The organism is Streptomyces sp. TE5632 (genome assembly GCF_054061295.1).
The window spans coordinates 2,703,172-2,721,113 of the sequence record NZ_JBSSEA010000003.1 but is presented as its reverse complement, the minus strand read 5'-3'; the positions used below and the strand labels follow the sequence as shown (position 1 = coordinate 2,721,113).

Sequence of the window (17,942 nt, the reverse complement as noted above, 5' to 3'; positions counted from 1 at the left end):
GACGACCCGAATGGGCTGTGCGCTCCGCTCCGGAACCGCCGTTGTTCCAGGGGATTTTCACTGAACATCATTCAGTCGGGAGCGCCCCGGGCACCGGGCGCCGCACATGCTCACGGCATTCACGCGAAGCGGGCAGAGAACGTGCGCAGGAGTGACACACAGACTGCACACAGCGGCTCGCGGGTGTCGTTAGCGTTGCTGTTCCTGCTCCACTCGCTCTCACGTGGGAACGCGAACGGGCCGTCTCCGGCTCGGCGGGTGCGTGCATGTCGACTCAGGAAGACAACGGATGGACTACTGCTCCACGTGTCGCCGGCATCTGAACGGCGCACTGGTGTGCCCCGGATGCGGCGCCTACGCTCCCGACATCGCACCGAGCGTCATGGGCGGTCGCACGGCCCCCGGCCCGGCGACGACGACCGCACCCCCGGACACGGAAGCCACCGGGGGCACCGAGGTCACGGAGCGTGTCGACACGGGTGTCGGTACGCTCCGCGCCCCCGACTTCGACCCCGGCCCCGATCCCGATCCCGCGCTGACGTCCGCGTCCGCGATGTCCGCGCCCACGGGGCGGGCCGCGCGGCGACGGCAGCTGGCGCGGTGGAAGAAGACCCAGCGCCGCGCCCTGGTCGCCACGGCGGTGGCGCTCGTCGGCGGTGGTCTCACCGTCGCCTCGATGGACCGGGGCTCCGGCAACCGCACCCAGGCCGCGACGGCACCCGAGGTCACCGGTATGGGTGGCGCGGAGGGGCCCGCGGAACAGTACGGCGACCCCGCGCCCGCGGCGACCCCGCCCGGCACGCACCGGTCCTCCCCGGACCGGCCCGCGCAGCCGGCCCCGGACGACGCCCCGGACCCGCAGTCGACCGGCGCCGCGTCGACACCCGCCATCGCGTCGGACACCCGGCCGGACGGCGCCACCGACGCGCCCACGACGGCGACGTCCCCGCCGCGGACCACCTCGCCGTCCACCGGCTCGGGCGCGGAAGCCGGCTCCGGCTCCGGTTCCGTCGGGGGCACCGGTGCCGATTCCGGCTCCGGTGCGGCGACCCGTCCGACGAGCCCGCCCGTGGACGCCTCCGGCAGCGGCGGCGGGGACGGCGGGAGCCGGGGGCCGGGAGGCCGGAGCGGCTCGCAGCCCGCCGCGACGGACCCCTCGACGCCCCCGCCCGACTCACCGAGCACGTCCCGCCCCGAGCTGTGCCTGCTGGTGATCTGCCTCGGCTGACCGCCCCCCGCACGTGCCCGTACCGGTACTGGGGAACAATCGGGACATGAGCATCGTCAAGATCAACGTACTCACGGTCCCGGAAGAGCAGCGGGAGACGCTGGAGCAGCGGTTCGCCGCGCGGGCGGGGGCGGTGGAGGGTTCGGACGGCTTCGAGTGGTTCGAGCTGCTGCGCCCGGTGGAGGGCACCGACACCTATCTCGTCTACACCCGCTGGCGGTCCGAGGAGGACTTCCAGCGCTGGATGGAGGGCCGCGCCCAGGCAGCGCACGGCGGTGAGGGCGCGCAGGGCGACCGCCCGAAGCCCGCGGCCACGGGGGCGACGCTGTGGTCCTTCGAGGTGGTCCAGCAGACCGGCCCCCAGCAGGCCTGACCCACCGCTACGGCGTCCCCGCGTTCACCCGAACCGCGGATACGGCGGTCACCCGCCCGGCGGAGAGGCGCACGAGCCGACGAGCGGGCACTCGACGGAAAGGGCCGGGCTCGATCCGCCGGCCCTTTCTTTCCCGGGCAGCGGAGATACGTGCGGGAGCCGGAGCCCGGAGCCCGCAAAACACGGAGCAGGGGCCCCGCACCGATGTGCGGGGCCCCTGCTGAAATCCCTGTGTACTCGCGTACGTACGGGTCAGGCGGGAACGATGTTCTCGGCCTGCGGGCCCTTCTGGCCCTGCGTGACGTCGAAGGTCACCTTCTGGCCTTCCTGGAGCTCGCGGAAGCCCGAGGTGGCGATGTTCGAGTAGTGAGCGAAGACGTCGGCGCCGCCGCCGTCCTGCTCGATGAAGCCGAAGCCCTTTTCCGAGTTGAACCACTTCACGGTACCGGTGGCCATATCAAATCTCCTGAGACAGTGCTGGGAAAACGCACTTTACGAATTCCCTCATCGTCGCGATGATCACCTGCCCGGAGAACCGGTAGCAAACTGGCAACCACAACTGCAACTGACGTCAGCCTAGCATGGACCATATCCACGGCAAGCGAGGAGAATCACCAAAAAATAATGTCGGCAACGCGTTTAAGGAAATAGATTTCCGTGACGGTTACTGGATTTCTGTTCCGGCGGGAGCAGATTTTCAGTGATGCTGGTGCACGGCGCCCGCGCCCCGTCGGCGCAGCTCCTCGTTGAGCCGCTCGACCTGCTCCAGCCGCTCCTCCAGGCCGATGATGCGGCACGCGGCGTCGACCGGAGTCCCCTGGTCGACGAGTTCGCGGACCCGGGCGGCGAGCTTCAGCTGGTGGCGCGAGTAGCGGCGGTGGCCGCCCTCCGAACGCATCGGGGTGATCAGTCCCGTCTCACCCAGGGCACGGAGGAAGGCCGGTGTCGTTCCGACCAGTTCGGCGGCCCTGCCCATGGTGTAGGCCGGGAAGTGGTCGTCGTCGAGCCGGTCGGCGACGGGCAGCCGGGCGTCGTCCGGCTGCGAGGCGTCGACGTACGGCTGACTCTCCGGGGGCATGCGCACCTTCCTGCGGACCGCAGGGGACACGGACCGCTACGGGGACGGGTTCCCCACACCGGAACTCTAATCGCCTCGGCGGAAAAACTGTCACGGCGCCTACAGATGTCCCTGTCCGCCGCCGGCCTCCCGGTCTCCCGCGTGGACGCCCGGCGTTCACGCCGGGTGGGGCACCTTCCGCTCGCGGGGAGACGGGAATCCGCCTCTCACGAGGGAGGGCGCTCAGACGTGCCCGGGACCGCCGCTGCCGAAGCCGCCGCTGGAACCGGGGAGCCAGCGCCGTCGTTGCTGGTCCTTCCCGGTTCTGGTCGCGGAGTGATGGAGCTGGTAGGGCATGAGCCGTTCACCGTCCCTGGGCACCGTCGGCATCTCGTCCGGCTCCCGCATCTCCCGCATCTCGTGGACCGCTCCGGTCTCCGGCAGCTTCGGCTGGTCCTCGGGGCTGGGGCGGCGTTCCTCTTGATCCATGACCTTCATGCCGACACGTACGGCCCAGATCAGCGCACCGGCCACGACCAGCCCGCCGACGAAGGCCGCGAGCAGACTCAGCACTTGCTGGCTCGCGGCCAGCAGTTCATACGTTGCCGTGTTCATGGTCCGAGTATGGATGAGAAAGTGAGATAAAGCACCCGAATGCCCTACTTGTCCATTCGGGGGCCTCGGTGAGCGCCCCACGCTCGTTCGGCCGCTCCGGCAGGCGGCGGCCTCCGTGCCATGACAAGTTGCTGACGGAGGGAAGGCCGGGACGGGCCGTCGCGTCCCCACGTGTGCAGCTCGGGGCCCGCCCCCGGCCTTCCCGCTCACCCCGCCCGGCGCGGGAGCCCGCCTCCCGCCCCACGGACATCAAGCGGGGAGCCTGTTCCGGGGAGCGCCGTGCGCAGACGGCAGAGCAGTTGCGCCCGGAGGGGAGACCGCAGGCCGAGGTGCGGATCGAGGGCACACCGGGCGTTCTCGCGATCAGCGCCGACCTGCGGACCGGCGAGTCGCGCACGTCCATCGAGATCCCGGCACCCGATCAGGGCCGCCCCCTGCCCCGGGTGAAGCGGCTCATCAAGTGGCTGAGCGAGGCGTCGGCCGACCTGCACGTCGAGACGCCCGATGCCTGGGCGGGCGGGCCGCGGGGCACTCCGGAACGGCTTCGGCCCGAGCCGGGGGATCTGCTTCCGAAGAACGGCACGCCGATCACCGGTTTCCGGCCGGCCCTCTTCAAGGGCATGGGCAGCACCCGCGGCAATGCCGGGTCCGGGTTCATCCGCGGCGTGGACGACGCCGTCGACCGGTTCTGTCCCGCCGTCGTGGTTCACCTCGAACGGCCGGCGGTCCGGAAGGCCGAGTCGACGCCCGCGTGAGGGGTGCGCGCCGTCAGGACTGCCGGGCCGGCGGCCCTGTGCCGCCGCTCGGCTCTCCGGTCAGCCCAAGCGAAGCGGTAGTTCCTTCAAGCCGCGCAGCAGGGTGCTCGTTCGCCAGACGAGGGCCGTCGGATCGGTGGCGAAGGCGAGGGAGGGACAGCCGTCGAGGAGGAGTCGCAGGGCGATCGTGGCCTCCGCGCGGGCCAGTGGGGCGCCGAGGCAGTGGTGGGGGCCGTGGCCGAAACCCAGGTGGCCCCGGGGACGGCGGGTGATGTCGAAACGGTCGGGGTCCGGGAAGGCCGACGGGTCACGGGAGGCCGCCGCCAGCGACACCAGCACCGCGTCTCCCGCGTCGACGCGGGTGCCTGCCAGGTCCAGCCTTTCGGCCGCGAAGCGGAACGCGCCCGCGTGGACGGGAGAGTTGTAGCGCAGGGACTCCTCGATCGTCCCGTCGATGAGCGACGGGTCGGCGCGGAGCCGGGCGAGCTGGTCCGGGTGGGTCAGCAGGCTGTACAGGGTCGCCGAGATCAGGTTGACCGTCGTTTCGTGGCCGGCGACGAGGAGGAGAAAGGCCATTCCGAGCAGCTCCTCCGGCGTGAGGCCGCCGGCTTCGGGTTCGGGGGCGGGGCCCGTACTCGCGTCGTCGGTCGCCGCGGCCAGGGCCGCGAGCAGGGAGCCGTCCGGAACACGGGTCTTCTCAGCGATCAGTTCGGTGAGGTAACCGGCCAGGGCGCCCGCCGAAGCGGCGGCGGCCTCCTCACCGGTGGGCATGACCAGCTCGTTCGACCAGGTGTGGAAGGCCGCGCGATCCGCCACGGGCACGCCCAGCACCTCACAGATCACCGTGACGGGCAGCGGCAGTGCGTAACCGCTCACCAGGTCGGCGGTGCCCTGCTCGGGCAGCTCCGCGAGCAGTTCCCGCGCGACGTCCTCGATGCGCGGACGCAGCCCGGCGATCCGGCCCGGTGTGAAGTGGCCCGCCACCAGCCGCCGCAGGCGCGTGTGCCGTGGCGGGTCGCTCTGGAGCATGTTGCGGCCGACGGCGTGGCCGCCGTCGGTCTCCCAGCTCGCGGAGTGCCGGATGTCGTTGCGCAGCCGAGGGTCGGTCAGAGCGCGGCGGACCGCCTCGTGCGTGACCACCAGCCAGCTGTCCCCGCTGCCGGGGACGTGGACGCGGTGCACAGGGCCCTCGGCGCGCAGCGCCGCGTAGACGGCGTACGGTTCGGCCGCCGCGCCGTCGCCCCCGAACACCAGTGCGGTTTCGCCCATCAGGTGTCCTCTCCGACGCTTCGAAGCAGCTTAAACGGGGAGCACTCCCCGCTTGACGTCCCGACGATAACATCCTCACCGGGGAGCACTCCCCGCTTCACACGGAGACGGATGGACGGACGGATGGTGGACGGAGGGACGGCCATGAGCGTCGGCGAGGACTCCACGGCCCCGGAGCCGCAACCCGCGCCCCGGCAGCGGCGCGACGCCCGGCGCAACCGGGACCGGTTGGTGGCGGCGGCCCACGAGGTGTTCGCCGAGCAGGGGCTCGACGCGCCGCTCGACGTGATCGCCCGCCGGGCAGGCGTCGGCAACGCGACGCTCTACCGGCACTTCCCCGCCCGCGCGGCACTCGTCCACGCCGTGTTCCACGACCAGCTGACGGACACGATGGCGGCAGGCGAGCGGGCCCGGACCGCCCCCGACGCCTGGACGGGTCTGAACGACTACCTCGACGTCGTCTTCGGCACCCTGGCCGCCGACCGCGGCACCAACGACCTCATGACCACCCACCTGCCGGACGTCGAGTCCCTCCAGTCCGTGCACGCCCACAACCGCCGGACGGTGGAACTGCTGCTCGACCGGGGCCGGGAGGAGGGCACCGTGCGTCCCGACGTCACCGCGGAGGACGTCCTGTTCGCCCTCGCCGCCCTGGGCCGCGCCGTACCGCCCCTCACCACGGCCACCGCCCCCGACGCCTGGCGCCGCCCCCTCGCCCTGTTCCTCGACGGCCTGCGCACCGCCCCGCCGCCGCCGCTGCCGGGCCGTGCCCTCACCGGTGTCGAACTCGGTGACGTGCTCCAGGAGATGGGTCCGCACCGGTCACGGGCCGGCGGAGCCGGGTGAGCACCCACAGCCGGAACAGGGACAGGATCAGGAGCCGGGCCGGGGGTTCGGGGCGGGGGGTGTCTCGGGGAGCAGCCACACCGTGGTGTCCGGGCCCAGGCTGCCGTCGGTCAGGGGTGCGCTGGACAGCAGGACCTCGCCCGCGGGGAGGGGGACCGGGCCGGGTGACAGGTTGGCCACACAGCGCCAGCCGTCGTTGCGGTCGAACCGCAGCACCCCGGCAGGGGTGTCATCCGCCCAGGTCAGCGTCTCGCCCTCCTGGAGCTTGCGGCGCAGGCGCAGGGCCGCGCGGTACAGCTCCAGGGTCGAGCCCGGCACCCCCTCCCGCGCCTGCACCCCGTCCTGCGCCTCGACGGCGTACGCGCCGAAGTCCGGCGGCTGCGGCAGCCAGGCGCCGCCCGCGCCGAAGCCGTACGACGGTCCGGTCGTCGTCCAGGGCAGCGGCACCCGGCATCCGTCGCGGCCCTTGCGGACGTGGCCGGTCTGCTCCCAGATCGGGTCCTGGAGCACCTCGGTGGGCAGGTCGGCGACCTCGGGCAGGCCGAGTTCCTCGCCCTGGTAGACGTAGGCCGAGCCGGGCAGCGCCAGCATCAGCAGGGTCGCCGCGTGGGCCCGGCGCAGCCCGGCGGCGGCGTCGACGGCCGGGGCGTGTCCGCCGGACAGCAGCCAGGCGTTGTCGTCCGTGCCCGGCGGCAGCATCAGGCGCGAGGCGTGGCGTACGACGTCGTGGTTGGAGAGCACCCAGGTCGCCGAGGCGCCGGCCGCGCGGGCGGTCGCGAGCGAGTCGGTGATGACCCGGCGGAGCGCCTCCGCGTCCCAGGGAGCCTGCAGATACTCGAAGTTGAAGGCCTGGCCCAGTTCGTCCGGCCGGGCGTACAGGGCGCGCCGGGCGCCGGGGACCCAGGCCTCCGCGACGGCCGTGCGGGGCGGGGAGTAGGCGTCGAGGATCTTGCGCCAGTCACGGTAGATCTCGTGCACCTCGTCCCGGTCGTAGAACGGGTGGGTGCCGGGCGGGAACTCGGTGAGGGCGGCCTCGCCGCCCGGTCCGGGGGCGCCGAGGTCGCGCAGCGGCTCGCTCAGGTCCTTGGCGAGGGCGTGCGCGACATCGACGCGGAAGCCGTCCACGCCCCGGCCGGCCCAGAACCGCAGGGTGGTGCGGAAGTCGGCGCGGACGTCCTCGTTCGCCCAGTTCAGGTCGGGCTGTTCGGCGGCGAAGAGGTGCAGGTACCACTGTCCGTCGGGCACCCGCCGCCAGGCGCTGCCGCCGAAGACGGACTGCCAGTCGGTGGGCGGGTGTTCGCCCCCCGGGCCGCGCCCGTCGCGGAAGACGTAGCGCTCGCGGGCCGGGGAGCCGGGGCCGGCGCGCAGCGCCTCCTGGAACCAGACGTGCCGGTGGGAGGTGTGGTTGGGGACGATGTCGACGATCACCTTGAGGCCCAGGCGGTGGGCCTCGGTGACCAGCGCGCCGAAGTCGTCGAGGGTGCCGAGGCGCGGGTCGACGTCCCGCGGGTCGGCGACGTCGTAGCCGCCGTCGGCGAGTTCGGAGGGGTAGAACGGGCTCAGCCAGAGGGCGTCCACGCCCAGGGCGGCGAGGTGGGTGAGGCGCCGGGTGACGCCGCGCAGGTCGCCGAGACCGTCGCCGTCGGCGTCGGCGAAGCTGCGGGGATAGACCTGGTAGACGACGGCCTGCCGCCACCAGTCGGGATTGCGCGAAGAAAGGTCGGGCACGGCGTCGGACGGAACGCCGGTGACGGGTGCGGCCGGGGCGGGGGCCGACGGGGCGGGCTGGGAGGCGGGCGGATCGGTGCGGTCGGTCACGCGGTCTCCTCCGGGTGGATGCGGGTGGCAGCATGAATCTGTCCGGAACGCCGCAAAAGTGAACACACGGGCGGAGCGGAGGCATTCCTTCCTTGTGTGACGGAGGCGTGAAGAGTGCACAACTCCCCTTGCGTCGCCGCAGGTTGACAGGGTGATGCGGCGCGGCCACCATGAAGGCGCACTGAGGCACATGTGACCGATGAGCCTCGTGTTTCTTCGACCACTCATGCCCGGGACGGCCGGCCGCCGCGTGCTGCCCTGCCGCCGTGCCGCCGCGCCCCTGGCTTCCGGCACACGCCAAGAATGGGATCCGCATGTCCATAGCGAGACGTGTCCTCACCCGCCGCCTGCTGGGGACGGGCGCCGCGACCCTCGCCCTCTGCGCGGCCACCACCGTCGCCGCGACCTCCGCCTCCGCCCACGGCGCTCCCGGCGGGGACGGCTGGAAGTCGGGCGGCGACTACCGGCCGGGCACCGGTGCCGGCACGGTCACCGAGACCGACCGCTGCCAGTTCTCGCTCGACGGCAAGAGCTTCTTCGACTCCGTCAAGGTCGACGACCAGAACCTGCGGCCCGGTGAGGACGGCAAGGTCCGCATCGAGGTCCGCACCGCCGGTGACGCGACCACCTGCACCGCCTCGCTCGCCTCCTACCTGGCGCACGGCGCCACCTTCGCCTCCTCCGGCGAGCAGGTCTTCGTCGACTTCGACACGGCGACGGTCAAGCCCGGCGCGACCGACTCCCTCGACATCGCCGTCCCGGACAAGGGCTGCTTCGCGCAGATCGACCTCTACCGGGGCGCCGTGAAGTTCGACGGCAAGCTGGACGCGAACGACGGCTTCGAGCACGGCGAGCTGCCGAAGGGGCCGGACCGTCCGGTCATCAAGGACAAGCTGATCGCGGCCTGGAACGGCGGCACGAGGGACTGCACCGCCGACACCCCGGCCGAGGAGCCGGCCCCCGAGCCGTCCACCTCCGCACCGGAGCCGTCGGAGCCGTCGGAGCCCGCCGAGGACACCGCTCCGCCGGCCTCCGAGACGCCGGGCGAGCCGTCCACGACGCCCGGCACCGACGCGCCCGACCAGTCCCCCTCCGAGCCGGCCACCGAGCCGGGGGCCTCGCCGAACGGCGGCAGCGACAACCTCGCGGAGACCGGCGCCGACGGCAACACCGGCCCGTTCGCGATCGGCGCGGCGGTTCTGCTGGCGGGCGGCGCGGCGCTCGTCGTGGTCACCCGCCGCAAGCGCACCAGCGCCGGCACCGACAGCCAGTAACCGGTAGCGCCCCCCATACACGCCCGGCCCGTTCCCCCGCGGGCCGGGCGTTCGGGTCCGGGGCGGACGGCGGGCCTACCGCCGCGCTCCGGGCCCTCCTCCCGCCACGGTCGCCAGATAGAGCCGCACGTAGCGCTGTACGTCCACGTCCAGCCCGACGTCCACCAGGCACTGCTCGCGCGTGCCCCCGTGCAGTTCGGACTCGCCGGTCCGGAGGCGGCGGTCGACCACGGTCTGGCCGCGGGCCGGGCCGGGGCCCAGGGAGACCTCGACGGGGAGCCGGTGGGTGGTCAGGCCCTCCGGATCGACGACCGCGCACAGCGCACCCGCGTCGCCGAGCCCGCCCGCGTCCTCGGTGGGGTCGTCGGGGGCGCTGCCGGGTGTCGCGGGCCGGTGGGCCAGCAGGTCACCGGCCAGCCGGGCGCCCGGTTCGGTGCTCGCGCGCAGCCTGCGCACCTCGGCCGCCGGGACGACGACCCGGTGGAACACGTCCAGGCCGTACATCGTGATCGGCACCCCCGCGGTGAGCAGGATCGCGGCGGCCTCCGGATCGTGCCAGACGTTGAACTCGGCCACCGGGGTGGCGTTGCCGGCGCCCGCCGCGCCGCCCATGAACACGATCCGCTCGATGTTGCGGGTGACCTCGGGATGCGTCCGCAGCAGCAGCGCGACGTTGGTCAGCGGGGCGGTGGGCACCAGGGTGACCGGGCGCGGGGAGGCGAGGATCTCGCGGCGCAGCAGGGCCACCGCGTCCACATCCGCCGGGAGGCGCCGCGGGGCGGGCAGGCCGAGGTCGCCCATCCCGTCGTGGCCGTGGACGTGACGTGCGGAACGCGGCGCCTCGATCAGCGGGCGCTCGGCGCCCCGGGCGACCGGAATGCCGGGCGCGCCCGCCTGTTCCAGCACGATGAGCGTGTTGCGGACGACGCCGTCCACGTCCGTGTTGCCGGCCACACAGGTCACCGCGCGCAGGTCGATCCCCGGGTGGCGGACGGCGAACAGCAGGGCCAGGGCGTCGTCGACACCCGTGTCACAGTCGATGATCACCGGAATGGGCAGACCGTTCGGCACGGCGCGGACTCCTTCGGGGCGGGGTCGGGGAAAAGCCGGGGGCTGGGGCCGGGGGACGGGAACCACGGACAGGAAGGGGACACAACGGTGACACAGAGGAGCCGCGAAGGGGGCAGGGACGGTTTCCCCCGCGCGCTCACCCGGACGGACCGCCGCGCTGGTGGGGCGGGCGGCTCGGTGGTGCCGTAAGAGCCTCGAACAAAACGGGCGCCCGGCTCGCGACGCCTGGCACGCACGCTCGCCGCGTTGCCGAGAGGCCCCAGTAGCTCCGCTACGAGGACCTTCCGGTGCCTTGCGATCGCACGCACCAGACGCCGCAAGCTGATCGGACTCCCCTCTTGTCCGGGGCTCCAAGAGCACGTCCCCGACCCTGGGCGAGCAGAACACAGCCGCAGCCCGGCTCCACCAGGAGGCACCCCCGATGACGCACGCCCAGGCCGCCGCCCGTGCCCTTCTCGTCTCCGCGTTGTCGGTGTCCGCGCTGCTGACCACGGCCGCCTGTTCCGTCGGCGGGCGGGACGGGACCGGGACGGTGGTGCCGTCGTCCGTCTCCACCCGTGCTCCGGCCTCGCCGTCCTCCGCCGCGCAGCCCTCCGCGTCACCGCCCGACGCCGGGCTGAGCGAGGACCAGGTCCGGGCCGCGCTGATCACGGAGACGGACCTGGGACAGCCCTGGGTGCCGACGCGGGGCGCGGCGACCTGGCGGGACGGGCTGCTCAAGGCGAGCACGAAGAACGCCGACTGCCGGCGTCTGCTCGACGTCCTCTACACCGAGGAGCTGTTCGGCACGCCGACCGGACCGCGGGCCGTGGTCGCCCTGGACGACGCCTACAACGGCGCCCAACTGCGCTACCAGGTCGCCGCGTACCGGCCCGCCGACGTGGACCGCACGCTGAAGTGGCTCGGCGGACTGCCGGAGAAGTGCGGGAAGTTCAAGGCGACGACCAAGCGGGACGGCGTGCAGGAGGCCGAGGTCGACGCGTTGCGGCTGCCGGGGATCGGGGACGCGCGGCAGGCGTTGCGGGTCAGCATGACCGGCGAGGCGCCCGACGGGGAGCCGACTCATCTCACCCTGGACGTCGCGGTGGTCCGCATCGGTGAGGACACCATCACCCTCACCAACGGCGGCTTCGGCGAGGTTCTGTCCGAACTCACCCAGGTGATCGCGGAGTTCGGGGCGGACCGGCTGGCGGAGATCAGGAAGCAGGGGCGCGCGGAGGTCTGACCGCGGTACCGGTCACCCGGTGCCGTTCAGCCCAGACGGTCCACGGCCTCCTTGGCCTCGGCCAGGCCCGCTCCGGTGACCTCGCGGTAGGTCTTGACCGCCTGGATCCTCTTGCCCTCCCGCACGAGCGCGACGATCTCGTCCCGGCGCGGGACCTCCTCGTGCAGGTCCAGGTGCTCGAGTACGAGGTCGAGCTTGCGTTCGAGACGGGCGGCACGGCGGTCGGCCCGGGAGATCTCGACCTTGATGGTCAGGATGCCGAGGAACACGATGAGGAAGGTGAATATGTCCATTCCGGCAGCTTAGGCAGTCGGGGCGGCACTCACCCGAAGGATTTCTCCCTCGGTGCTCCCGCTCAGACCGGTGGCTGGGCCGGGGCCGGTCCCAGGGTCGTGGTGCCCGGGGCCGTGCGGTGGCCGAGACCGGTGCGGTAGGCGTCCAGGGCGGCCTCGACGCGGCCGGTGCGGCGGAGCAGGTCGCCGAGGAGCCGGCACAGGTCGGCCAGGTCGCCGGCCGCCCCCGCCCGCTCCAGCAGGCTCATCGCGCGGACGTAGTGCTCCTCGGCCTGCTCGGTGTCGCGCACGTCCTCGGCGATGATGCCGAGCAGCCGGTGCGCCGCCGCCGCGTGCACCGCGCCCCGTTCGGGGGAGAGGCCGCCGAGCACGTCCCGCAGCAGGCCGGCCGCCTCCTGCGAACTGCCGCGCCGGTGCAGTACGTCGGCCAGCTCCACGGTGACCTGACTGCTGTAGAGAACGGCACGGGTGGCCGACAGCATCTCCAACGCCCGACGCAACTCACCTTCCGCCAGATCGAGTTCGCCGTTCTGCGCATACACGTACCCGCGCATCCAGTGGCAGTTGGCGAGCTCCGTACGCAGGTGCAGCCCGCGGTACAGCTCGGCTGCCTTGGCCAGCGAGGCGTCGGCCTCGGCGATCCGGCCCTCGGCGAGCAGGGTGCGGGCGACCGACCGGTGCATGCGCGCCACCAGCGCCGGGTCACCGGCCTGCGGGGCGAGCGTCAGTGCGAGCTCCGCCGCCTGGGCGGCACGCGCGTGTGCACCCATGTCCATGTACGGGCCGATCGCGCTGGCGTAGAGCAGCAGCAGCGCGTCCGGGTCGTGCAGCCCGGACCGGTTCAGCTCGTCGATGGTGGATTCCAGCAGGTAGACCGCGTACCGGAGTTCGCCCGCGAGGTAGTGCGCGACGGCCCGTCCGCGCAGCGCCGGCACCCGGGCCGGCAGCGGGGCGTCGGCGAGACGTTCCTCCGCCCGTTCGAAGTACTCGCGGCCGGGCTCCAGTTCACCGGCCTCCAGCGCGCACTCACCGAGCCCGAGCAGCGCGGCGGCCTGCTCCTCGGCGAGGCCCTGCGCCTCGGCCTCGGCGAGCAGCCCTGAGTACTGCCGCGCCGCCGTCGCGGCCTCGCCGAGGGCGAGGGAGCGCTGGGCCTCGGTCAGCCGGAGCCGTAACTCGGTGACGAGCCGCGCCGAACGCCCGGTCGTCAGTTCGTCGAACGTGACTCCGAGCCGGTCGGCGAGATGCCGCAGGGCGTCGTCGGAGGGCCGCACCCGTCCGGCCTCCAGCGTGGAGACGTAAGCAGGGGTGTACACCGGCTCGGCCAGCTGTTTCTGGGTCAGTCCGCGCTGCACGCGCAACCGCTGCACCCGGCGCCCGATGATGTCCGGATCGTCACGCTCCCCCACCGCCAACTCCCCCTGTGCCTCTTGCCGTTCGAGACCGACAACCCCTAGGTTAAACCGCGGATTAAACCCGCTTAACCCGTCGTTGTTGCGAGGTCGCCGTGCTGGAACGCATTCGCACCACCAGGCGTTACGCCAGAGGCCTCGTCGCGGCCGTCGCCGCGGTCGCCGCACTGGTCCTGGCGGCCAACGCGGGCCCGGCCAAGGCCACCCACGCCGAGGAGTCGGAGCAGCGCACCACGGCCCCGGTGGAGGCCGCGGTCCGCTAGGGCCTGTCCGGCGGATCAGGTCGTAGGGAATCGGCGGCGCCTCATCGGCGCGGGTGAGCGGGGGCGATGGGGCCCCCTCCCGCTCATGGGGCCCCTCCCGCTCGAGCGCAGTCGAGAAGTGGGGGAGAAGCCGAGAGCGGGGGAGTCGGCAACCGACGACAGCGCGGCTGGGGGTCCCCGGGGGAGGGCGTGCCGGCCCCCGGTTCTCCGGCAGGAGCCGCCTCAGCCGTGGCTCACCGTCGTGCGGGTTGTTCAGCTCTGCGTCTGCAACTGGCTCAGCTGCCGCCGTACGTGGTCCAGGGCCCCCTGCTGCCGTCCGGGTACGCGGGCGCGTAACTCCGCCAGCAGCAGGCCGAGTTCGCGGGCCCGTACCGGGTCTTCGATCCGGTCCCACTGGTGGTGCGCCCGGTCCACGGCCGTTTCGACGACGGAGGCGTCCACCGCCTGGCCGGTGTTCAGCCGTGCGGCGGCCACCGTCAGCCAGGTACGGCAGCTGAGCGCCGCGTCCCCGGCCAGCATCGCCAGATCGGCACGGACCTCGGCCCAGTGCAGCGCCTCCTCGGAGGCGGGCCCGTACGCGAGGACGGCACTGTGCTCGTGCCGCGCGGCGAGCGCGTCGGCGTCCGCGTGGCGGCCGGACCGCACGGCCGCCGTGATGGCCGCGTGCGGATCCCCCGGAGCGGGCCCGGAGCCGCGTTGCGCCAGTACGAGACCGGGGTGCGCGCTCTCCGCGGCGACCCGGGTCAGCGCCTGCTGGTGCAGTTCCTCGTTCGACGGGCGCCGTCCGCTGCGCAGCAGCGTCGCGACCGCCTTCATGTACGCCGGCACCGCGACCGCACGACGGGAGGGCGGCGGCGCGACACGGCCGTACACGGCGGTGTCGCGGCCGGAGTCGAGCACGAGCGACGTCGCCGGGGCCGGCACCGGGGCCTGCGGGACGGGCTGCTGGTGGGGCAGCAGCCGGGGTGTCTGCGGGGAACCCGGTGTCTGCGGGGAGCACAGTGCCTGCCAGGTCTCCGGGTCCGCGTACAGGTCGAGGATCAACGTCGTGGCGCCCGGGGGCCGCAGCCGCAGCTCCTCCCGGAACCAGTGCCACGGGAACGCCGTGTAGCGCGCGGTCGACGCGGTGGTGCGGGCCAGTGCCAGATGGGGCAGGCGCTGGCGGCGGTCGAGCAGCAACTGTCCGGTGACGTACACGGTGAGCGGTCCGGGAGCGGTCGCGGCGGCACGCAGCCGGGTCAGGACGGCCTGCGGCTCGAGCGGGTCGGCGAGTTCGACGACGTTCGCGGTGTCCGTGCCGGACAGCACGGCGGGCGGTACGGCCGCGAGGACGGGAAGCACCGACGCCGCGTCCACCAGCCGCCCCCGCCCCAGCGGGGAGGCCGCCAGCAGCAGCACGGTCCCGGGCGTGGTCCCTGACACGGTTCCCTCCCTCTGTCGATCACCCGGTCGATCACCCGGTCGATCGGCCCGTCGATCACCCAGACCAGCACCGTAACCGCTGGGGCCCCCGCCGGGGGGCTCAGATCCGTGAACGTCCCCCTTCGGGGCGTTCGCCCCCGGGCGCGCGGATCCGGCGGACGGCGAAGGCGGTCGTGTCGTCGGTCAGCCGACCGCCACTGTGCCGGAGTGTCCCCTCCCCCACGAAGGCGGCCAGCCGGTCCGGTTCGGCGAGGCCCGGGTCCCGCGTGACCGCCCGCGCCACCTCCTCGTCGAGCCGGTAGAACGCCCCGTGGGCGTCCCGCGCCTCGGTCACCCCGTCGGTGACCATCAGCAGCGTCTCGTCGGCGGCCAGCGGCAACCGGTGCACGCGCACCGGGGCGGGGTCCAGCTCGCGCAGACCCAGCGGAAGACCGCCGGTCACGGGCAGCGACCGTACGCTGCCGGGCCCCACGACCAGCGGCGGTTCGTGGCCGAAGACGACGGCCTCCACCGTGTCGGAGGGGGCCGCGGAGAAGCCCAGCAGCACGGCGGTGGCGAAGCGGTCGACCTCGGTACGGCCGAGGGCCCTGGTGTAGTCCCGGTGACGCAGCATCCGCTCCTCCAGTCGCTCGGCGACGGTCGTCAGCAGCGGCTCGTAGCAGCCCGCCTCGCGGAACGTGCCGAGCAGCACCGACGCCGTCTCGACCGCGCCCAGCCCCTTGCCCTGGACGTCCCCGACGAGGACCCGGGTGCCGTACGGGCCCGGCTGGATGTCGTAGAAGTCACCGCCGACCCGGGCGCCGACCTCCGCGCTGAGGTAGACGCCCGCGTGCTCCAGGCCGCCCCAGAGCGGCGGCAGGGGGCGCAGCACCGTGCGGCGGACCGTGTCGGCCACGTCCCGCATGTACAGCGCGCGCCGCTCACCGCGCACCCGGACCGCGCACGCCAGCGTCGCCAGGACACCGCCGACGGTGACGAGGATGAAATCGGGCAGCCCCGTCTGGAACTCGTGCGGCCAGGCGCTGTCGACGACCGAGAAGGTGCCGATCGCGAGCGCCGCGAACACGGCCGTGCCCCACACCCCGCAGATCGCGGCGGCGATGCCCGGCACCAGCACGATCCAGGAGATGATCCGGAACTCTCCGGTGGTGTGGTAGTCGGCCACCGCGATGACGACCAGCAGCAGGAGCGGCGGTACCCAGGCGACACTGCGTCCTCGCACCCGCAGCAGTGCGTACCGGTGCGCGGCGTCCCCGCGACCGGCCCGGGAGTGCCGGTCGTCTCCCTTGCTGCCCTGGCGCACCGCCCCAGCGAAGCACGCGGCCGCACGGCACGCATCCGGTCGGTACGCCGACTTGCCGACGGCCCCGTACCGGTGTGCTCTGGAGGAGCAAGCGAGGAGAAGCCCGTCCAGGGGAAGCTGAGAGAGAGGAGCGCTCTCATGGCTCATGCGGCACCCAGAACCAGGACCGTGAGCAGGCGACCCGGCACGATCCGCGTCTTCAGCGACCGGGCCCACGGCGTCGCCAAGCTGGCGGTGCCCGTCGTCCTCGGGCTCGTCTACGGTTACTGGGCGGCGGCCAACGCCCGCTACGGCGGGCCCATCACCGGTTGGAACCTCCTGTTCGGGTTCCTCACCGGGCTGGTGTTCGCCGTCCTGTGCGCGGCCCTGCTGAGCGTCGCGCCGAAGCTGCGCCGCGAAGTGCACGCGGTGCTGTGGGGCGCCTTCTCCGGCATCGCGGTCGGCTTCCTCGTCAACCAGTCCCACACGAGCGTGCTGCGGTCGGCGGCGCTCGGGGTGGCGACCGCGGCGGTCGTCTTCGCGTTCCTGTTCTACCGCTACTACACGCACGAGGACGCGAAGGGCCACCGCCTCGAGTGACACGGCCTCCTCGCTCGCCCCCGCTGCCTCCTTCGCGGCGGCCGCCGGTCCCTTCGCCGCGGCCGCCGGTCCGGCATCGCGGGCGCCTGGCACGGGACGGGTGATCCGAGTGCTCCGGGCATCCGGGTACTCCGGATGCCCGCCCCGCGCTCGCGTGTCCGGCCCCCGGCACCTTGGCTGGAGAGATGTCTCCCGCCGCCGAACCGCCCCGCCGCGAGCCGACCCCCGCACGCCTGCGCAACGCCCTGTCGGCGGTGCTCGTCGCCCTGGCGTGCCTGCTCGCGCCCTGCGGCACGCTCGCGGCCTGGGCGGCGTACGGGCTGGCCGACACCGGACGGTACGTCGACACGATGACACCGCTGGCAGCCGACCCCGGCGTACGCGACGCGGTCGCCGAGGCCGTCGGGGACGAGGTCCTGCGGAAGCTGGACCCGGGGCCGGCGCGCAGCACGTTCGAGCCGTTCGTACGGGAGGCGGTCCGCTCGTTCACCCGCACCGAGGCGTTCGCCACGGCGTGGGAGGCGGGGAACCGGACCGTCCACGACGCCGTCCTGCACGCCCTGCGCGACGAGCGGGCGGCCCCCGGCCCGGTCACCGTCGACCTCGCGCCCGTCACCGCCCGGGTGAAACAACGACTCGTCGCCGATCACATGCCGTGGGCCGAGCGCATTCCGGTCCGGCACACCGAGGTCGCGGTGGTGCCGGCGGGGGAGGTGGCCGGGCTCCGGCAGGGGTACCGCGTCCTGGACGCCGCCGCCTTCCGGCTGCCGCCGGCGGCCGTAGTCCTGGCCGGCGCCGGGATCGCCGTCGCCGTCCGCCGCCGCCGCGCGGTCACCGCGACCGGGCTCGGCCTCGCGCTGGGCGGCGGTCTGCTCGCCGTCGCCGTCGTCATCGGCCGCCACCTCACCCTGGCCGACCTGCCCGAGCGGGCCCACCGCCTTGCGGCGGGCGCGGTGTACGACGCCCTCACCGCCGCGTTGCGCACCGCGTCCTGGCTGCTGCTCGCGCTGGGCCTGACGGTGGCCCTCGTCTCCTGGCTGACCGGTCGTCGCTCCGCCCGGCACGGCAGCCGTGCCCCGCGGAGCCGCGGAACGACGGCACCTCCCACGGCCGCCCCGTCCCGGGCGCGGGTCTGAGCACGG

Annotated in this window: 18 protein-coding genes and 1 pseudogene; 9 read left to right on the top strand and 10 right to left on the bottom strand. The window is 73.5% G+C overall.

Going from position 1 to position 17,942, the window contains the following annotated elements; genetic code table 11:
- The first annotated feature begins 289 nt into the window (after window positions 1-289).
- Both ACVW19_RS17580 and ACVW19_RS17575 read left to right on the top strand, forming a co-directional pair.
- The gene (locus tag ACVW19_RS17580) at window positions 290-1,228 is read left to right on the top strand and encodes an SCO2400 family protein (RefSeq protein WP_457460303.1); all 939 of its coding nucleotides are present in this window, start codon (window positions 290-292) and stop codon (window positions 1,226-1,228) included.
- Window positions 1,229-1,274: 46 nt separating this feature from the next.
- Window positions 1,275-1,601, top strand: a complete 327-nt coding sequence (locus tag ACVW19_RS17575; protein ID WP_202274736.1) for an antibiotic biosynthesis monooxygenase family protein — start codon at window positions 1,275-1,277, stop codon at window positions 1,599-1,601.
- A 252-nt stretch (window positions 1,602-1,853) separates the two neighbouring features.
- Here ACVW19_RS17575 and ACVW19_RS17570 read toward each other — a convergent pair whose 3' ends face one another.
- The 3 genes from ACVW19_RS17570 to ACVW19_RS17560 all read right to left on the bottom strand — a co-directional run bounded on the left by ACVW19_RS17570 (window position 1,854) and on the right by ACVW19_RS17560 (window position 3,273).
- Window positions 1,854-2,057 (bottom strand): cold-shock protein, encoded by a 204-nt coding sequence (locus ACVW19_RS17570; protein WP_004985680.1) that lies wholly within the window; start codon window positions 2,055-2,057, stop codon window positions 1,854-1,856.
- A 241-nt stretch (window positions 2,058-2,298) separates the two neighbouring features.
- The gene (locus ACVW19_RS17565; RefSeq protein WP_457460302.1) at window positions 2,299-2,679 is read right to left on the bottom strand and encodes a MerR family transcriptional regulator; all 381 of its coding nucleotides are present in this window, start codon (window positions 2,677-2,679) and stop codon (window positions 2,299-2,301) included.
- A gap of 222 nt (window positions 2,680-2,901) precedes the next feature.
- Window positions 2,902-3,273 (bottom strand): DUF6479 family protein, encoded by a 372-nt coding sequence (locus ACVW19_RS17560; protein ID WP_457460301.1) that lies wholly within the window; start codon window positions 3,271-3,273, stop codon window positions 2,902-2,904.
- Between the two features lie 251 nt (window positions 3,274-3,524).
- On the opposite strand from ACVW19_RS17560, the pseudogene ACVW19_RS17555 reads away from it, so the two are divergent.
- Window positions 3,525-4,028: pseudogene (locus ACVW19_RS17555) on the top strand (TerD family protein); the annotation flags it as partial.
- A 60-nt stretch (window positions 4,029-4,088) separates the two neighbouring features.
- Here ACVW19_RS17555 and ACVW19_RS17550 read toward each other — a convergent pair.
- Window positions 4,089-5,297 (bottom strand): cytochrome P450 family protein, encoded by a 1,209-nt coding sequence (locus ACVW19_RS17550; protein WP_457460300.1) that lies wholly within the window; start codon window positions 5,295-5,297, stop codon window positions 4,089-4,091.
- A gap of 144 nt (window positions 5,298-5,441) precedes the next feature.
- On the opposite strand from ACVW19_RS17550, the gene ACVW19_RS17545 reads away from it, so the two are divergent.
- Window positions 5,442-6,143, top strand: a complete 702-nt coding sequence (locus ACVW19_RS17545; RefSeq protein ID WP_457460299.1) for a TetR/AcrR family transcriptional regulator — start codon at window positions 5,442-5,444, stop codon at window positions 6,141-6,143.
- Window positions 6,144-6,170: 27 nt separating this feature from the next.
- Here ACVW19_RS17545 and ACVW19_RS17540 read toward each other — a convergent pair whose 3' ends face one another.
- Window positions 6,171-7,961, bottom strand: coding sequence for a glycoside hydrolase family 13 protein (locus ACVW19_RS17540; protein WP_457460298.1), 1,791 nt, complete (start codon window positions 7,959-7,961; stop codon window positions 6,171-6,173).
- 314 nt (window positions 7,962-8,275) lie between these two features.
- Between ACVW19_RS17540 and ACVW19_RS17535 the strand changes: the two genes are divergently transcribed.
- Window positions 8,276-9,235: an LAETG motif-containing sortase-dependent surface protein gene (locus ACVW19_RS17535; RefSeq protein WP_457460297.1), complete on the top strand. Its 960-nt coding sequence runs from the start codon at window positions 8,276-8,278 to the stop codon at window positions 9,233-9,235.
- A gap of 75 nt (window positions 9,236-9,310) precedes the next feature.
- Here ACVW19_RS17535 and ACVW19_RS17530 read toward each other — a convergent pair whose 3' ends face one another.
- Entirely contained in the window at window positions 9,311-10,306 is a 996-nt protein-coding gene (locus ACVW19_RS17530; protein ID WP_457460296.1) for a nucleoside hydrolase, read from the bottom strand.
- 421 nt (window positions 10,307-10,727) lie between these two features.
- Between ACVW19_RS17530 and ACVW19_RS17525 the strand changes: the two genes are divergently transcribed.
- Window positions 10,728-11,531, top strand: coding sequence for a hypothetical protein (locus tag ACVW19_RS17525; RefSeq protein ID WP_457460295.1), 804 nt, complete (start codon window positions 10,728-10,730; stop codon window positions 11,529-11,531).
- A gap of 26 nt (window positions 11,532-11,557) precedes the next feature.
- On the opposite strand, the gene ACVW19_RS17520 is transcribed toward ACVW19_RS17525, so the two are convergent.
- Window positions 11,558-11,824: a ribosomal protein L7/L12 gene (locus tag ACVW19_RS17520; protein WP_457460294.1), complete on the bottom strand. Its 267-nt coding sequence runs from the start codon at window positions 11,822-11,824 to the stop codon at window positions 11,558-11,560.
- A 62-nt stretch (window positions 11,825-11,886) separates the two neighbouring features.
- Window positions 11,887-13,230 (bottom strand): helix-turn-helix domain-containing protein, encoded by a 1,344-nt coding sequence (locus ACVW19_RS17515; protein ID WP_457460293.1) that lies wholly within the window; start codon window positions 13,228-13,230, stop codon window positions 11,887-11,889.
- A 98-nt stretch (window positions 13,231-13,328) separates the two neighbouring features.
- Between ACVW19_RS17515 and ACVW19_RS17510 the strand changes: the two genes are divergently transcribed.
- Window positions 13,329-13,496, top strand: coding sequence for a hypothetical protein (locus tag ACVW19_RS17510; RefSeq protein WP_457460292.1), 168 nt, complete (start codon window positions 13,329-13,331; stop codon window positions 13,494-13,496).
- A 252-nt stretch (window positions 13,497-13,748) separates the two neighbouring features.
- On the opposite strand, the gene ACVW19_RS17505 is transcribed toward ACVW19_RS17510, so the two are convergent.
- Window positions 13,749-14,918, bottom strand: a complete 1,170-nt coding sequence (locus ACVW19_RS17505) for a hypothetical protein (protein ID WP_457460291.1) — start codon at window positions 14,916-14,918, stop codon at window positions 13,749-13,751.
- Between the two features lie 100 nt (window positions 14,919-15,018).
- On the bottom strand, window positions 15,019-16,221 hold the full coding sequence (locus ACVW19_RS17500; RefSeq protein ID WP_457460290.1) for a PP2C family protein-serine/threonine phosphatase: 1,203 nt from the start codon (window positions 16,219-16,221) through the stop codon (window positions 15,019-15,021).
- Between the two features lie 138 nt (window positions 16,222-16,359).
- Between ACVW19_RS17500 and ACVW19_RS17495 the strand changes: the two genes are divergently transcribed.
- Together ACVW19_RS17495 and ACVW19_RS17490 are read left to right on the top strand one after the other, a co-directional pair.
- Entirely contained in the window at window positions 16,360-16,800 is a 441-nt protein-coding gene (locus ACVW19_RS17495; protein WP_457460289.1) for a hypothetical protein, read from the top strand.
- 185 nt (window positions 16,801-16,985) lie between these two features.
- Complete coding sequence (locus ACVW19_RS17490; RefSeq protein ID WP_457460288.1) at window positions 16,986-17,936, top strand: hypothetical protein; 951 nt, start codon at window positions 16,986-16,988, stop codon at window positions 17,934-17,936.
- The last annotated feature ends 6 nt before the right edge of the window (window positions 17,937-17,942 follow it).

What these genes read in the sequence shown, in the direction of transcription:
- ACVW19_RS17550 (WP_457460300.1), bottom strand. Translation starts at nt 5,297, where the DNA reads ATGGGCGAAACCGCACTGGTGTTCGGGGGCGACGGCGCGGCGGCCGAA.
- ACVW19_RS17525 (WP_457460295.1), top strand. Translation starts at nt 10,728, where the DNA reads ATGACGCACGCCCAGGCCGCCGCCCGTGCCCTTCTCGTCTCCGCGTTG.
- ACVW19_RS17535 (WP_457460297.1), top strand. Translation starts at nt 8,276, where the DNA reads ATGTCCATAGCGAGACGTGTCCTCACCCGCCGCCTGCTGGGGACGGGC.
- ACVW19_RS17545 (WP_457460299.1), top strand. Translation starts at nt 5,442, where the DNA reads ATGAGCGTCGGCGAGGACTCCACGGCCCCGGAGCCGCAACCCGCGCCC.
- ACVW19_RS17560 (WP_457460301.1), bottom strand. Translation starts at nt 3,273, where the DNA reads ATGAACACGGCAACGTATGAACTGCTGGCCGCGAGCCAGCAAGTGCTG.
- ACVW19_RS17580 (WP_457460303.1), top strand. Translation starts at nt 290, where the DNA reads ATGGACTACTGCTCCACGTGTCGCCGGCATCTGAACGGCGCACTGGTG.
- ACVW19_RS17495 (WP_457460289.1), top strand. Translation starts at nt 16,360, where the DNA reads ATGGCTCATGCGGCACCCAGAACCAGGACCGTGAGCAGGCGACCCGGC.
- ACVW19_RS17490 (WP_457460288.1), top strand. Translation starts at nt 16,986, where the DNA reads ATGTCTCCCGCCGCCGAACCGCCCCGCCGCGAGCCGACCCCCGCACGC.
- ACVW19_RS17565 (WP_457460302.1), bottom strand. Translation starts at nt 2,679, where the DNA reads ATGCCCCCGGAGAGTCAGCCGTACGTCGACGCCTCGCAGCCGGACGAC.
- ACVW19_RS17570 (WP_004985680.1), bottom strand. Translation starts at nt 2,057, where the DNA reads ATGGCCACCGGTACCGTGAAGTGGTTCAACTCGGAAAAGGGCTTCGGC.
- ACVW19_RS17520 (WP_457460294.1), bottom strand. Translation starts at nt 11,824, where the DNA reads ATGGACATATTCACCTTCCTCATCGTGTTCCTCGGCATCCTGACCATC.
- ACVW19_RS17575 (WP_202274736.1), top strand. Translation starts at nt 1,275, where the DNA reads ATGAGCATCGTCAAGATCAACGTACTCACGGTCCCGGAAGAGCAGCGG.